This window comes from Bartonella sp. 220B (assembly GCF_026930205.1).
In the GTDB taxonomy this organism is placed as follows: domain Bacteria; phylum Pseudomonadota; class Alphaproteobacteria; order Rhizobiales; family Rhizobiaceae; genus Bartonella.
The window spans coordinates 116655-131919 of sequence record NZ_JANHOI010000004.1; the positions used below are offsets into that span (position 1 = coordinate 116655).

A 15265-nucleotide genomic window follows, 5' to 3' on the forward strand; every position below is an offset into this window, starting at 1 on the left:
TATTCATCTGCCTATGGCATAGGTCAACTTTTTCTTCAAGCAATTGGTTAAAAATCAAAACAAAAACTACGCTTTATATCTCATTAAAATTAACTCTTTTGCATTTGCAAGAATTGTTCTAAAGCAGCATCTCTACCTTCCGGCAACATGATACGAACATGCACATAAAGATCGTCTCTTGTACCGTTTTTTAAACGAAGCCCTTTTCCTTTCAACCGTAAAACACGATCAGAACTTGACCAAGCGGGAAGAGTTAAAACTACACGCCCTTCCAAGGTCTCTACTTCTTCTTTTGCTCCCAAAACAGCATGTTGAAGGGAAACCGGTAAATCAAGATGAAGTGCCCTTCCTTCAACACGAAAACGAGGATGTTTTTGAATCTGAATGGTTATCAACGCATCCCCTGCTTGCCCAAAAGGCGCCTCTCCTCCTTGACCTTTCAAACGAATAGTTTGTCCATCTTCAACATAATCTGGTAATTTAATTTTTAACTTTTTTCCATTAGGAAAAACAGCTTCCACTTTTTCTGCTCCAACCATCTGCTCCAATGTTATGGCAAGATTAGCACGAACATGAGCACCTTGTTGAGAATGCGTATATTGTCTAGAATTTGAAAAGCTCCTTCCTCCACCAAACAAATCGCGAAAAATATCGCTCGCATCAAAACCAGTATCACTTGCAGATCTAAAATCAAAGCCTTTCGCCCCTCCTGAAAAAGGATTGTGACTATTGCCAAAGTTTTCACCAGCACCATAAGCTTGATAAAGCGGTTTTCCTTCCATATCAATTTCACCGCGGTCAAATTGGGCTTTTTTGTCTTTATCACCTATAATTTCATAAGCTTGATTGATTTCAGAAAACTTTTCTTTAGCCTTTACATCATCCTTATTGTGATCTGGATGATATTTCTTTGCTAATTTTCTGAATGCCGATTTAATCTCTTGCGGTTTTGCGGTACGTGCCACACCCAGAATCGCGTACGGATCACGCATATTGCCCTCTTTTCAATGTTTTCGTTTTGAAAATATCAAAACTGGTATGTTGTTAATCTCTCTCACAGCTTCATCAAACTATTCTCAAGAATGATTTTTTCTCTCTTTATATGTCTATAAAGAAACCAAAATACCAGATAAAAGAGACATTTTATTTTATAACTTATTGCATTTATACTAAAAACAAGAATGATTAAATGATTAAGATACTACAAGAGTACATGGCAGTACTGTTTTTGTTAATAAGAAAAAAACAGCATTTTATTTCTTGGCAACAAAGTAAATTAAAGAGCGCGCCACTCATACTCACTGACATTCGGAGTCGTTATGAACGATAAAGTACAAAAAGACGATGATTTTATGCAAATGCAAAAACCTTTTGCACTTTTTACAAAATGGCTTGAAGAAGCAACAGTGAGTGAAATAAATGATCCCAATGCTATGGCACTCGCAACGGTTGATGAAACGGGTTTGCCTAATGTTCGTATGGTTCTTCTCAAAGATTACAGTCCTCAAGGATTCGTCTTTTATACCAACTATGAAAGTTGCAAAGGACAAGAAATTTTAAAATCAATGAAAGCATCCTTAGGTTTTCATTGGAAATCGCTGCGTCGTCAGGTTAGAATTCGGGGAATTGTTGAAAAAGTCAGTAATCAAGAAGCAGATGCATATTTTCAATCGCGACCACGGGGTAGTCGAATTGGTGCATGGGCATCTAAACAATCTCGACCATTAGAAAACCGTTTTGTCCTCGAAAAAGCAATTGTTCAATATACTACGCGTTATGCGGCAGGAAATATTCCACGCCCACCGTATTGGTCCGGATTTCGTGTCATACCCCTTTCTATCGAATTCTGGCGTGATCGCCCCTTTCGTTTACATGAACGCCTGCTTTTTACACGTGATTCTGTCGAACATGATGATTGGCAAAAGCAAAAACTTTATCCCTAATTCTTCAAACTTTAAAAACAGAATAGAATTTGAATGAGAGTAAGTGATTTTAGTATCCCCATTAAAGTCTGTTTTCAGTTCCTTTAAGAAATAGGTAAAATTTGACGAGGTCACAATTTACATGGAAAAGTTTTCTGAGAAAAAAACACGTAGAATGCAAATTGACTATAAAAATTGCAAAGAATCAGAAAATTTTTAATCACTAAAAGCATCTTTAAACTTTCATTCCCTTCACTTCCAAAATCACATACATGTGGTCCTTTTTCTAACTTGTTGTTAAATAGCTGGGTAAATGATCATCCATATACCACCGCACATTAAACCAACGAAAACTATAAAACCAATAAACGAATTCGATTTGAAAAGCTTTAAGCATTGTGAATTGTCATCTACATCAAGCGTTTTAATTTGAATAAACATATGAATGCTTGCAATAATAATTCCCAAAAAGCTAAGGAGAGGAACCTGTGCCAAATAAAATGCTAGGCTAACAAAAATTACAAAACCACTATACAAAAATACCAAAGCACACTTAGTACCTTCACCAAAAAGAAGTGCCGTGGAACCTACACCGACAGTAGCATCATCCTCCTTATCTTGATGTGCGTAAATTGTATCATATCCTATTGTCCATAAAATAGATCCTACATAAAGTGAAATGGGGGCCCAACTCAAATTTCCACACACAACCGCCCACCCCATTAATGCTCCCCAATTAAATGCAACACCTAAAAAAAACTGCGGCCAATATGTTATACGTTTCATAAAAGGATATACCGCAACTGCTATCAATGATGAAATCCCTAGAAAAAAACTGTATCTATTAAATTGTGATAAAATACCTAAACCAACCAAACATTGCACTAGTATGAAAATTTTTGCTTGAAACCGACTCACATGCCCCGTTGGCAATGGTCGAGAGCGTGTTCTTTCTACCTGGGAATCAATTTTATGATCTACAAGATCGTTCCAAGTACACCCTGCACCCCGCATAGCTATAGATCCTAGAAAAAAAAGAAAAAGATACCAGAACCAATGAAAGAGCATTGATAAAAAAGGCAATTTGTGCATTTCATAAGAGACAAAAGCCATTGTCGTTGACCAAAAACAAGGCCACATCAATAACTGCCACCCAATAGGTCTATCCCAACGTGCCAATTGAGCATAAAACCACAAAGAAGATGGCAGGAAATAATAAACCCACTGTTTGGAGGATGCATCCATCACCCGTCCCTGTTTCTCAGGAGATTGAATATGTGCAATATTTTTATTTTTTTTCATCAAATAGTTTTACCTTTAGTCTTGCGATACAGGTATTTCATTCTTATGACAAGAAAACGTATTTAATCATCTTCTATGATAGGAGCAAACAATGAACATCCTTCTTATCGGCTCTGGTGGACGAGAACACGCTTTAGCATGGAAAATAGCAGCATCACCACTGCTAACAAAATTATATTGTGCTCCTGGAAATCCTGCAACAATGGAACTGGGTGAAAATATTGATTTGAACATTAATGACCACTCTCTCGTTGTTAACTTTTGTAAAACCCATTCTATTGACTTGGTTGTTGTTGGACCAGAAGCACCTCTCGTTTCTGGTATAACAGACTCTCTTAATAACGCTCATATATGTGTATTTGGACCGACTCAAAAAGCTGCTCAGTTAGAAGGTTCAAAAGCTTTTACAAAGGATCTGTGCCATAAGAATAACATTCCTACAGCATCCTACCAATGTTTTAATGATGCTGTAAAAGCCAAAGCTTATATCCATCAACAAGGTGTTCCTATTGTTATTAAAGACGATGCCTTAGCTGCTGGTAAAGGTGTTGTTGTTGCAACAACTATGGAAGAAGCATTTAACGCTGTTGATTCCTGCTTCAAAAATGCCTTTGATAAGGTAGAAAAAAAAATTGTTGTAGAATCTTTTCTTGAAGGAGAAGAAGCAAGTTTCTTTTGTCTTTGTGATGGTAAAATTGCTCTTCCCTTTGGATCTGCACAAGATCATAAACGCGTGGGGGATGGTGATACAGGAGCAAATACCGGTGGAATGGGAGCGTATTCACCAGCTCCTATCATGACACAGGAAATGGTTCAGCGTACTCTCAAAGAAATTGTCGAACCAACTCTCTACAGCATGAATGCAATGGGAGCTCCCTTTAAAGGTATCCTCTTTGTCGGATTGATGATAACGAAAAAAGGACCTGAACTCATTGAATTTAATGTACGTTTTGGTGATCCTGAATGTCAAGTTTTAATGATGCGTCTCAAAGAGGATATTCTTCCGCTTCTTCTTGCCGCAGCTCAAGAAAAGCTTGAACATAAAACCCTTCAATGGTCTGAAAAAACTGCTTTAACTGTTGTTATGGCTGCCAAGGGTTATCCAGACTCTCCTCAAAAAGGTACTGTTATCCGTAATCTTGATAAGGTAAATACTCTCCCTGATGTGAAGGTTTTTCAAGCTGGCACAGCATTACACAATGGAGAGCTCATTGCTCATGGTGGGCGCGTTTTAAATATAACGGCAACAGGAGAAACCGTTACGCAAGCTCAAAAACGTGCCTATGAAGCTGTCGATTGTATTGATTGGACAGAAGGATTTGTCCGCCGAGATATCGGATGGCGAGCCGTTGCACGAGAAAGTTAAATCCTTCGAGAAGTTTTTTTATCATTTAAATTCAGCTGTGATAATATTGTGCGTAAATCTGCTTACTGTTTTATATTTATCGTGATTTTAAAATATTGAATTTTACTTGAAAAATAAAACATATAAATAGGCTATTCATAGCCATTACAAAATAGGAAAAACAAAAAACTGATTATAAAGTTATGATTGCAATCACATAGTTATCTTGTTGTTATATTGATTTAAAATTCATTTGCTTTCCAGTTTTACAACGCATCTTTTGCTTATAAAAGCTTGAAAGCAAGTATTATATACTGTCATTTTCTTGGATAGAGAAAGCCATCAATTGTCTGTCCTCACTTACCAATACTTTCATGATAAGCGCAAAAACGAAACCACCATTGTCAAAAAGCATATTCTCACTGTATTAAAGCTGACTTAAATGCTTTGAAAAAAGGCGTTTGATATTATTAAGCATAAAGGAAAGAAGTCTCATACAATCAACACCTATTACAAGCTTAGGTTGTCAAAATTTTAATTTACAGTCAATAAAACGCAGAATGTAGCGTAAATAAACACATAGGACAGCACAATATAAAAAATGAATGCACATCAATACTACTGTAGAGCAACGCGATTCCCGATCACCAAACGCAAACCCAATGGATTGCTATAACGAAGTAAAAAGCGCTTTTGTTTAGAATGCAGTGTTGTCCCTAAAAAACGACGTAAATCAGAACGATCTTTAACAACCATAATGCGATGATCTTCATTAATCATCAGCATAGGAAGATCATAAATATCCGCCCATAATCGCCAATCCAGAAGAACATTATTTAAATCTCTAGAAACAAGAAGCGGAATGCAAGATTCTTTATCTGTATGGAATAACTCTAATGCAACCGCTCTCTCTCCTGAACGCGTTTTTACAGTACGTGCCGCAATTCCTTTGAAGTGATAAGAGGGTACTAAATGTGACAAGCTTGAGGGAGTATCGGTTTTAAAAAAAACACCGCGCTCACTTAACGAACAAACGATTTGATTGCCCGTTTTTGAGGAGAAATATGTCGTTGTTTGTGGCAAATGGCACGGATCTAATCGAAATTCAAGCACCGCTTTTGCCTGATTAAAGCATTGATTAGCCATATATAGTGTCCCAATTTATTCTAATAATATACCCCCTTTAACAGCTTTTTCTCATTGGATTATTAAAAGATTGAATAAAAAACAACTGGTTTCTTTTTTGGTTATTAAAATCTAAACAAAAACACGTGATAAAATTCATCTCTCTTTGAATTATAATATTTTTTTGGGATTCATAATTCCTAAAGGGTCAAGCATTTTTTTAATCCCTTGCATAATATCCAAGGCAACAGGTGATTTGAAAGTGCGAAGTTCCTCGCGCTTTAATTGACCAATTCCGTGTTCAGCAGAAAAAGCACCCTGATAGTGCATCACTAAATTATGAATATGATGATTCACTCGTGACCATAACTGCAAAAACACTGCAGGATCAGCTCCCACAGGTTGAGTCACATTATAATGCAAATTTCCATCACCCATGTGACCAAAACAAACCACCCGTGCTCCTGGAGCAATTTCTTCAACAATACGTGCTGCTTCAGCAATAAAATCAGGAATAGCAGCAAGAGGCACCGCAATATCGTGCTTAATAGACCCTCCTGCTAACTTTTGTGCAGAGGATATACTTTCACGCAATTGCCAAAAAAAATCTTGCTGCTTTAATGATTGCGCAACAACTGCATCCTCTATCACAGCATTTTTAAAAGATTCTTCTAAAATAGTATTTAGTACTGATAGTGCTTCACCCTCACCTTGTAATGACGAAATATTGACTAATACATACCATTCATGTTCATGTTCAAAAGGAGATCTCTCACACATCTTATAGTCTAAAGCCATTTGTAAGCTCAGTTGTCCCATAAGCTCAAAGCCTGTCAACATCTCTCCTCCATAACATTGAGCAAGAGATAAAAACTCGAGAGCTTTCGCTGGATTACTTAACCCCACCAAAGCAACTGCTTTTCCTTTTGGTCTTGGAAAAAGCTTTAAAACTGCAGCTGTTATAACGCCTAAAGTACCTTCTGCACCAATAAAAAGGTTTTTCAAATCATAACCGCTATTGTCTTTTTTTACAAAACGCAAATCATCCAAAATACGGCCATCAGGTAAAACGACCTCCAAGCCAAGACAAAGTTCACGCATATTACCATAAGCTAAAACAGCTGTCCCTCCAGCATTAGATGAAAGGTTTCCCCCTATCTGGCAAGAACCTTCTGAAGCTAAAGAGAGAGGAAAAAAACGATCTAATTCATCTGCTTTTTTCTGTAAATCCTGTAAAATAACACCAGCCTCTACTACAGCAAAATTACCTTCAAGACTCATACATCTTATCTTGTTCAATCTTTCCATGGATAAAAGAACACCCTTCCCACTCTCATCGGGTTGTTGACCACCCACAAGACCTGTATTCCCTCCCTGCGGCACAATTGGTGTGCGCGTTTGACTAGCTAACTGCATAATTGACGATATCTCTGCATTAGAAGACGGACGTAAAAGCAATGGTGTTTTTCCATGAAAAAATCCGCGTTCTTCAAGCAAATAAGGTGCAATTAACGCCTGATCTGTTATAGCGTGCGCCGCACCAACAATACTTCTAAATCTTTCAATTAATTTCTGCTCCATCTTCATTTCTCCTTTGGAGCTGCAGCACGCATGAGACGATCATTAATAGCCTCGCCCAATCCGTATGATGGAATAGACTCTACCGCAATAGATTTCACTTTGCATGAATCTAATTGCTTCATATATTGAAATAAATGAGAAGCTGCCTCTTTCAACTGGCCACTCTCACTCAAATTTAAAATAGAAACAGCATTTTCAACACCCATAATACGTTTGGGACCAAATGCTAAAAGGGCTTCACCGCTTTCCACCTTTTGTGCATTCAAACGAATTGCAGCATTGGGTGCATAATGCGATTTTAACATCCCTGGTGCCTCAATTGCAGCTTGCTGATCTATTCGTTTTAGCGATTTTCCTGCAATTTTTTCAATCTCTTCAGCCGCAAGTCCTCCAGGACGCAAAAGATAAAGTCTTTCACCACATACCTTAATAATCGTCGATTCAAGTCCTATTTTAGAAGGTCCTCCGTCAAGTATCAAAGGAACAGATTTTCCTAAAGATTCTAAAACAGCTTCAGCAGAAGTCGGGCTAAGACGTCCAGACTGATTCGCACTCGGAGCAGCGAGAGGACGACCAAAACTTTGTACAACTTCTGCAAAACAACTATCTGGAAAACGAACAGCCAATGTATTCAAACCAGAAGTGGTTAAAGGATGAATATCATGATGCACTTTTAAAGGTAAGACAAATGTCAAAGGGCCAGGCCAAAATACCTCCATCAATCGACGTGAAAGAATATCAATGTCAACGTAGCATTCCGCCATTTCGATGCCGCTTACATGAGCAATCAGAGGATTAAATTGTGGCCGCTTCTTTGTAGAAAAAATAGAAGAGACTGCCCTCCCATTGGTTGCATCACCCGCCAATCCGTAGACAGTTTCTGTCGGTAGCGCTACTAACCTTCCCTGTTCAAGAAGTGCAACTGCTTCCTTTATTGAAACACTATTGAAAGGCAAAATTGTCATGACACGTCATCCCTATAGTTTTCTTTGATGGGTGAAAAACTATATCGGTGTAATCCTACAACTGGTCCATATTTATGAAGAGCTACACGATGTGCTAACGTTGCATAACCTACGTGTTTTTCTAAACCATAATCTTTATAAACCTGTCCCGCACATTCCATCATTCTATCCCGTGTTACTTTGGCAATAATAGATGCCGCTGCAATTGAAACCGAACGTTGATCACCTTTAATCAAAGCAGCTGCTGGACATGGTAGTTTAGAAGGAATATCACGTCCATCAACCAGTACATAATGGACTGGAATTGCTAGCCCTATAATACTGCGACGCATCGCTTCCAAAGTTGCTTTTCTAATATTAGACTGATCAATTGTATGAGCACAAAGACTAGCAAGTGAAACCGCTAATGCATTTTGCAAAATTTCATCGTACAGTTTTTCACGTTGTAAAATAGAAAGCTTTTTCGAATCATTCAGCCCTTCAGGAATATGATCTTTATTCAAAACAACGGCTGCTGTTACAACAGGCCCCGCGAGAGGTCCACGTCCTACTTCATCAACACCCGCTATATAAAAAAAACCCTGTCTCTGCAAATCCAGTTCATAGGAAAAATTTGGCTGAAGTGGTAAATTAAACATTTTTGATAAACACAAATATAACCGAACAAATATCCATTTTTGCGTACAGCCTCTTTTCTAAAAGCTCTACAAAAATAGATCAGCAAACATCTTCATAAATTCTTGCACAAGCACCAGAAATAAAAGAACTTCATTACGCGGTCTCCCGCATTGCTATCCGATACTTCTCATAAAACAGCATCTTAGCATGTAACAATTTAATCTGGAAAACAAAAAATTATGCCATTACTTAATCTCTCTATTGCACATGATGAATCTTTACCCCAAAAAATCTTTTACCTTTAATTTATCTCTCAAGTTTTTCCTAAAGTTACGATAGGTTTTACAAACCAACTTGGGTGTATCGATTTGATAAAGAGAGCCGCCTTTTGAGCTGCTTTCTGATCTTTAAAAATACCAAAGCAAGTTGCTCCAGTTCCTGACATACGAGAAAAAAGAGCGCCACTCTCATCTAATAAAGATAACACGTGCGTTAATTGAGGTGCAATTTTTAATGCAGGAGCAAAAAGATCATTACGCGTTTCTTGTAAAGCCTCAACCAATGAATAAACTGTTTTAAGAGCTTCTGGATTAATCTTTAAAGAAGGATAATCATGCTTCTCCAAAGCCTTAAAAACAGCTTTCGTTGAAATTTGTTGTCCATGATTGACCAACACCATTGCAAAAGAACAAGCTTCTGGAAGTGGTATAATATCTTGACCAATTCCTTGCACAAAAAGTGGCTGCTGATATTCCAATGCAAAAAGACACATTGGCACATCAGCACCAAGAACTAAGCTCATTTGTGCTAATTTTTCACAAGAACAATCAAGATTCCACTGTTGACGCAATATGCTTATAACACCCGCAGCATCACCTGAGCCACCACCAATGCCTGAAGCAATAGGTAGCGTTTTAATCAGCCGAAAAAAAGAAGGCTTCGCATTTATAGGAAATGTGTTGCGCATAAAATCGCGTGCACGAACAACTAAATTATCCGCATCAGAAACAAGCTTATTTGCAAATGGTCCCTCTAAAAAAAAGCGATCACTTTCACACGGAGCATAACCTAGACAATCACCACTCAGACTAAAATAAACCAAACTTTCTATTAAATGATAACCATCCGCGCGCTGCCCAACAACGTGCAAAGCTAAATTCAACTTAATAGGCGTGAATAGATAAGAATGCCTTTTGAATGAAGCTTGCACATCCGATATCATCTTACGTAATATTCACCTGTACAGAGATCTTTTACCAATGTGCCCCTTGCCCCTTTATTAGATTCTCCGCAATAAGCATCTTGTAACATCTTCTGTACTCGTTTTTTAAAAAAACGATAAATGTAAAAAGCTATTATACATAATAGGCTGAATGCAGTCATCCGCATCATTTCATGCTTTCTCATAAACGCTTTTGAAGCAAAATTATCAACTCTCTTGAGAATTATCGAATGATACTTCTTATCACAAACCATAACGTTGCCAAAGTGCTCGCTCTTCTGCTAGCATCAAAGCACTATCAACCGCTGTATAAACCGCATGAGCAGAAATACCCGAAGGGAATTTAGGTCCTAAAAGGCTTTTTGGAGGTGTGATTAATCGAAGCTTGGTATCATTCCCAAACCGCTCCTTAATAACGGAACGCACATCATTCAATCCATCAATAAGTCCAAGTTCAATACTTTTCTTTCCGCTCCAAAACATTCCTGTAAAAATATTCGGATCATTTGATAACTTCGCTGCACGCCGCTCTTTAACCAAATCAATAAAAGTTTGGTGAACTTCGAGTTGTAGAGATTTCAAATGCTCAATATCTGCCTTCTTTTCAGGCTGAAAAGGATCTAAGGTAACCTTGTTCTTTCCTGCTGTGTAAACACGTCGTTCAACACCAATTTTCTTCAAAAGCTCAGGAAAACCAAAGGATGCTGAAACAACGCCGATAGAACCAATAATCGAAGAAGGATCAGCAAAAATCTCATCCCCTGCACAAGCAATCATATAGCCACCTGACGCCGCTATATCTTCAACAAATACAAGAACCTGTTTATTCTTTTCCTCTGCCAAATCACGGATACGCTTAAAAATAAAACGCGATTGCACAGGTGACCCTCCAGGAGAGTTGATAATAAGTGCAACAACCGGTGCTTTTTTATGTGCAAAAGCCTTCTCCAAAAGACTCGCACACCTGCCTAATGAAAGCGAGCGTGCTATCGGTGATGTTGAATCCATAATTGCCCCATGAAGGCGCACCACAGGAATTTCAAGTTTACTAGAACAAAAACGACGTGGAACAAGATTTTTAATAACGTCCAACAAAACAAAACCTCCTCATGAATTAAGACAAACCAAATAAGCAAGGACAACAGAAAGGAAGAACGCCGTAACCTCCAAAAGCAATAACCACCCCCCACATCACAACTAGAAATAAAACTTCATACAAAGTTTAAAGTCTCCTAAAAAACAAAGCTTTAATTTGAATTTAAGCAATAAACCGGAAAACACAAGAGATCATTTAAAAAGTTCCCACAAACTTATACAGCCATTATTAATTGCATCCACCCGCGGGGAAAAAATATGATCATCACCCTCATGTATAACCAATGCCGGCAATATGGATAAAGCCGCTTTGCTTCCCCGCTTTGCATAAAATAAAAGACGAATCGCCGCTGTTTTCGCGCGTGCATGAACGGGAATGATACAAATACCACCAAAGCGCCCTTCTAAAGCGCGTAAGATATCAGTCAGTGATTGTGGACGAGCAATTAACCCTAAATATCCACTTGGCTTCACAATTGCTGCTGCACTGCGCAACCAATGATCAAACATCTCTTCAGACATAACATGTGCCTCAGACTTTTGTTTATCAGGTGTCTTGCGATCCGTGGGACTATTAAAAGGTGGATTCATAATTGCAAAATCAAAAGAATTATCTGCCAATCCTGCTTTTAAGCGATTCTTACCTTTCAAAGTAACATCTGCTTCTAATAAACAAATTCGCTCAGAAAGTTTTTTATTTTGTTTTAGCATAAGCGTTTTTTGCGCATAAGATGCCATAAAAGCTGATCGCTCAACCAATGTAACATGAACCTCTAAACAACGCGAAGCAACTGCCAACCCTGCTGCACCAGCACCAGCACCTAAATCAACAACCTTCCCCTTTAAATCATTGGGAACTAAACTGGCTAATAACATAGCATCCATACCAGAACGATGACCATATTTACGTGGTTGCACCAAATAAAACTTCCCATGATGAAAACTGTCAATTGTGTCATCACTCTGATTCGTCATATCATTCATTTAAAAACCTAATGTTCATCTTTATGAATTGCACTTTTTCTATCAATTGTTGTCTAAAAAGCTGTTTTAAATTTTTCCCACAACTTCATAACAATCACCTCACACAAGCTTTTAAAATATTCCTTGCGAATATCATTCAAAACTTCTGTTCCTAAAAATGGCATCAAAAGCTTGAGTCAAAACAAAACCCCCTTTATGCTAGCAAATGAAAATAGAATTCATATCTGTCCATTGCAATACTTCTAGGAGAAAACACATTGAGTGTCGCCACAAAATTAAATCAGACAAGCAATAATCAAAACTCTCTCCAATCCCTTATCAACCTTACTCAACATGATATGGAGCGCGTAAATCAATTTATTCTCTCTATGGCAAAATCAGAGGTTGAAATGATCCCTGAAATTTCCAATCATCTGATCTTATCAGGTGGAAAGCGGTTACGCCCAATGATTACATTAGCCTCCGCTCATATGTTCGGTTATCAAAGTGATGGACATATAAAACTCGCAACAGCTGTTGAATTTATGCATACGGCAACTTTGTTACATGATGATGTCATTGATGAAAGTAATTTACGACGCGGAAAATCTACCGCACGAATGATCTGGGGAAATCAAGCAAGTGTCCTTGTTGGAGATTTCCTTTTAGGACAAGCTTTTAAAATGATGGTTGATGTTGGTTCTATAGAAGCGCTCTCTGTCCTAGCAAATGCTGCTGCAATCATTGCTGAAGGAGAAGTAATGCAACTCTCTACTGCAAAAAATGTAGAAACAAGTGCTTCAGACTACCTCAAAGTTATCAACGCAAAAACAGCAGCACTGTTTTCAGCTGCTGCTGAAGTGGGACCAATTATCGCCGGCTATGAAGAGAAAGAGCGTTCTGCATTGCGTGAGTATGGAACATTTCTAGGTCTCGCTTTCCAATTGATTGATGATGCATTGGACTATGGTGGCGCTACACAACATTTTGGAAAAAATATAGGGGATGATTTTAGAGAAGGCAAAATTACAATGCCTGTTATCCTTGCATATGCACGGAGTAATACAGTAGAAAAAGAATTTTGGAAACAAGCTCTTGAAAACGGTAATAACGATGATGAAGCTTTCACTCATGCAAAACACTTAATAGAAAAATATGATAGCCTCACAGATACAATAGAGCAAGCACGCATCTATGGTAAGCGTGCGACCAATGCACTTGCTTCAATAAACAAAAACCCTGCTCACCACGCTCTCATTGAAACTGTTGATTTTTGTATTGCGCGCGTAAACTGATTGTTTGCAAGCATCACAGTATTTTTCAATAAAGTAATCGGATATGATCTATAACCCATACAATCGATTGATTATCTTGAAAAGGATTAACTCTATGTGCAGTGCAGCAGTAGCCCGCTTTTTTACTCTCTTTATCGCGGGTATCATACTGATGCCATCAGCGACCTACGGCAAAATAAACGCCACAATTAATACAACCTCATTTACAGGTGCTTATTTAGCTGGAAAAATTGCGAGTTATGAAAACAAAACAGATCTTGCCATCAATTATTTTAAACAAGCACTTGTTTATCAACCTGATAACATCGAAACACAAAAAGAACTCTTTGAATCTATGCTCTCCGTGGGAACTTTCAAAGAAGCTGTTCAACAAGCAAAAAAACTTAAAGAGCAAGGTGTTGTCACTCCCTTTGTTTCCTTAACTTTATCGATAGAAAGTCTCATCAAAAAAAACTACGAAGACGCCAAACTTTTTCTACAATTAAAAGCACCTCCTGCTGCAAACAATCCAATACCTGAACTCATCGGTGCTTGGGCTACATTCGGGGCTGGACAACAATCTCAAGCAATCGCTGATCTTGAAAAAATCCAAGGACCTGCTTGGTATAGTCTTTTTATACGCTACCATCTTGCACTCATGAGTGATCTAGCAAAACACACACAAGATGCAGAAAAATATTTTACTCAAGCACTTAATAACCGACAAACTATTCTCATAGCTCCCAATACTTACGAACGTATTGTCATAGCTTATGCCTCATTCCAATTGCGTCATAAAATGCGCAATCAAGCTCTCCAAACTCTCAAGCATGGCGAAAAGGTGTTGCCAGGCCGAGAAATATTTAAAAATATCCGAGAAAAGATTGAAAAAGGTACTTCCTTAGAAAGATTGGTTAAAACACCCCAACAAGGAGCGGGTGAAGTATTATATAACTTTGGAACAGCCTTAAACCACAAAAATTCAGGACAAATTGCACGTATTTTTAAACAATTATCTTTTGCATTATTTCCTCAAAATGAAGCAACCCTTTTTCAATTAGCAAATATTTCTGTCAAACTGAATGATCTTGATCAAGCCATTAAGCTTTACCAATCTTTATCACCTAGCTCTCCTTACTATAAAGGTGGGCAGCTACGACTTGCATTCATTCTTGCACATAATAACAAGCATAACGAAGCCATTAAATTACTTCACGCATTAAAGAAAAAATTCCCTCACGATCGCCATATTGTGATAACGTTAGCCGCTTTTTATATGCAAGAAAATAAATTTGCTGAAGCTGTACAAATTATGGATCGTGCTATTGAGCAAATAACAAATTTTCAACGTGATGATTGGAAACTTTTTTATCAGCGCGGTATCGCTTTCGAGCGTTTACAGCAATGGCAAAAGGCTGAAATTGATTTGCGAAAAGCACTTCAATTTTTCCCTGATCAGCCACAAGTCCTTAACTATTTGGGCTATTCACTTGTTGAACGTGATCAAAAACTTGAGGAATCGCTTCGTATGCTGCAAAAAGCTTCTGCATTGCAAACTCAAAATAGTCATATTCTCGATTCTCTAGGATGGGCTTATTATAAGCTTAAGCAATATGATCAAGCTGTTCAAATATTGGAAACCGCTGTCAAATTGCAACCTGAAGATCCAACATTGAATGATCACTTAGGCGATGCTTATTGGCAAGTTGGGCGCAAACGTGAAGCAATATTTCAGTGGAATCATGCAATTGATGGGGAAGCAAAAGACTTCTTAAAAATCCAAAAAAAACTAAAATATGGTTTACAGTAAATAACGGTGCTTGACCATAACCCCATGAAACAATAGACAAGTA

13 protein-coding genes are annotated in these 15265 nt (G+C 37.9%); 4 read left to right on the forward strand and 9 right to left on the reverse strand.

Going from position 1 to position 15265, the window contains the following annotated elements:
- Positions 1-89: 89 nt before the first annotated feature.
- Positions 90-992, reverse strand: coding sequence for a J domain-containing protein (locus NPX99_RS04345; protein ID WP_269030678.1), 903 nt, complete (start codon positions 990-992; stop codon positions 90-92).
- 327 nt (positions 993-1319) lie between these two features.
- Between NPX99_RS04345 and pdxH the strand changes: the two genes are divergently transcribed.
- Positions 1320-1943 carry a pyridoxamine 5'-phosphate oxidase gene (gene pdxH, locus NPX99_RS04350; RefSeq protein ID WP_269030679.1) on the forward strand — a complete coding sequence of 208 codons (624 nt, stop codon included), beginning with the start codon at positions 1320-1322 and terminating at the stop codon, positions 1941-1943.
- Between the two features lie 276 nt (positions 1944-2219).
- Here the strand turns inward: pdxH and ubiA are convergent, their stop codons facing one another.
- Positions 2220-3224 carry a 4-hydroxybenzoate octaprenyltransferase gene (gene ubiA, locus NPX99_RS04355; RefSeq protein ID WP_269030680.1) on the reverse strand — a complete coding sequence of 335 codons (1005 nt, stop codon included), beginning with the start codon at positions 3222-3224 and terminating at the stop codon, positions 2220-2222.
- A 91-nt stretch (positions 3225-3315) separates the two neighbouring features.
- On the opposite strand from ubiA, the gene purD reads away from it, so the two are divergent.
- Positions 3316-4590 (forward strand): phosphoribosylamine--glycine ligase, encoded by a 1275-nt coding sequence (purD, locus tag NPX99_RS04360; protein WP_269030681.1) that lies wholly within the window; start codon positions 3316-3318, stop codon positions 4588-4590.
- 597 nt (positions 4591-5187) lie between these two features.
- Here purD and NPX99_RS04365 read toward each other — a convergent pair.
- The 7 genes from NPX99_RS04365 to NPX99_RS04395 form a co-directional block, all read right to left on the reverse strand.
- Positions 5188-5715: a DUF6101 family protein gene (locus NPX99_RS04365; RefSeq protein ID WP_269030682.1), complete on the reverse strand. Its 528-nt coding sequence runs from the start codon at positions 5713-5715 to the stop codon at positions 5188-5190.
- Positions 5716-5865: 150 nt separating this feature from the next.
- Positions 5866-7275, reverse strand: coding sequence for an FAD-binding oxidoreductase (locus NPX99_RS04370; protein WP_269030683.1), 1410 nt, complete (start codon positions 7273-7275; stop codon positions 5866-5868).
- Between the two features lie 2 nt (positions 7276-7277).
- Positions 7278-8240, reverse strand: a complete 963-nt coding sequence (locus tag NPX99_RS04375; protein WP_269030684.1) for an L-threonylcarbamoyladenylate synthase — start codon at positions 8238-8240, stop codon at positions 7278-7280.
- Positions 8237-8878, reverse strand: coding sequence for a ribonuclease HII (locus tag NPX99_RS04380; protein WP_269030685.1), 642 nt, complete (start codon positions 8876-8878; stop codon positions 8237-8239). The genes NPX99_RS04375 and NPX99_RS04380 overlap by 4 nt, the downstream gene beginning before the upstream one ends.
- A 293-nt stretch (positions 8879-9171) precedes the next feature.
- Positions 9172-10080 (reverse strand): 4-(cytidine 5'-diphospho)-2-C-methyl-D-erythritol kinase, encoded by a 909-nt coding sequence (locus NPX99_RS04385; protein WP_269030686.1) that lies wholly within the window; start codon positions 10078-10080, stop codon positions 9172-9174.
- Positions 10081-10323: 243 nt separating this feature from the next.
- Positions 10324-11175, reverse strand: a complete 852-nt coding sequence (locus NPX99_RS04390; protein ID WP_269030687.1) for a S49 family peptidase — start codon at positions 11173-11175, stop codon at positions 10324-10326.
- A 192-nt stretch (positions 11176-11367) separates the two neighbouring features.
- Positions 11368-12159 carry a tRNA1(Val) (adenine(37)-N6)-methyltransferase gene (locus tag NPX99_RS04395; RefSeq protein ID WP_269030688.1) on the reverse strand — a complete coding sequence of 264 codons (792 nt, stop codon included), beginning with the start codon at positions 12157-12159 and terminating at the stop codon, positions 11368-11370.
- Between the two features lie 257 nt (positions 12160-12416).
- Here NPX99_RS04395 and NPX99_RS04400 point away from each other — a divergent pair, with 257 nt between their 5' ends.
- Positions 12417-13433: a polyprenyl synthetase family protein gene (locus NPX99_RS04400; RefSeq protein ID WP_269030689.1), complete on the forward strand. Its 1017-nt coding sequence runs from the start codon at positions 12417-12419 to the stop codon at positions 13431-13433.
- Between the two features lie 94 nt (positions 13434-13527).
- Entirely contained in the window at positions 13528-15222 is a 1695-nt protein-coding gene (locus NPX99_RS04405) for a tetratricopeptide repeat protein (RefSeq protein ID WP_269030690.1), read from the forward strand.
- Positions 15223-15265: the final 43 nt, after the last annotated feature.

Excerpts from the sequence above, each read along its gene's own strand:
- NPX99_RS04375 (WP_269030684.1), bottom strand. The coding sequence starts at position 8,240 with ATGACAATTTTGCCTTTCAATAGTGTTTCAATAAAGGAAGCAGTTGCA.
- NPX99_RS04405 (WP_269030690.1), top strand. The coding sequence starts at position 13,528 with ATGTGCAGTGCAGCAGTAGCCCGCTTTTTTACTCTCTTTATCGCGGGT.
- NPX99_RS04395 (WP_269030688.1), bottom strand. The coding sequence starts at position 12,159 with ATGAATGATATGACGAATCAGAGTGATGACACAATTGACAGTTTTCAT.
- NPX99_RS04385 (WP_269030686.1), bottom strand. The coding sequence starts at position 10,080 with ATGATATCGGATGTGCAAGCTTCATTCAAAAGGCATTCTTATCTATTC.
- NPX99_RS04345 (WP_269030678.1), bottom strand. The coding sequence starts at position 992 with ATGCGTGATCCGTACGCGATTCTGGGTGTGGCACGTACCGCAAAACCG.
- NPX99_RS04365 (WP_269030682.1), bottom strand. The coding sequence starts at position 5,715 with ATGGCTAATCAATGCTTTAATCAGGCAAAAGCGGTGCTTGAATTTCGA.
- NPX99_RS04380 (WP_269030685.1), bottom strand. The coding sequence starts at position 8,878 with ATGTTTAATTTACCACTTCAGCCAAATTTTTCCTATGAACTGGATTTG.
- ubiA (WP_269030680.1), bottom strand. The coding sequence starts at position 3,224 with ATGAAAAAAAATAAAAATATTGCACATATTCAATCTCCTGAGAAACAG.
- NPX99_RS04370 (WP_269030683.1), bottom strand. The coding sequence starts at position 7,275 with ATGGAGCAGAAATTAATTGAAAGATTTAGAAGTATTGTTGGTGCGGCG.
- purD (WP_269030681.1), top strand. The coding sequence starts at position 3,316 with ATGAACATCCTTCTTATCGGCTCTGGTGGACGAGAACACGCTTTAGCA.
- pdxH (WP_269030679.1), top strand. The coding sequence starts at position 1,320 with ATGAACGATAAAGTACAAAAAGACGATGATTTTATGCAAATGCAAAAA.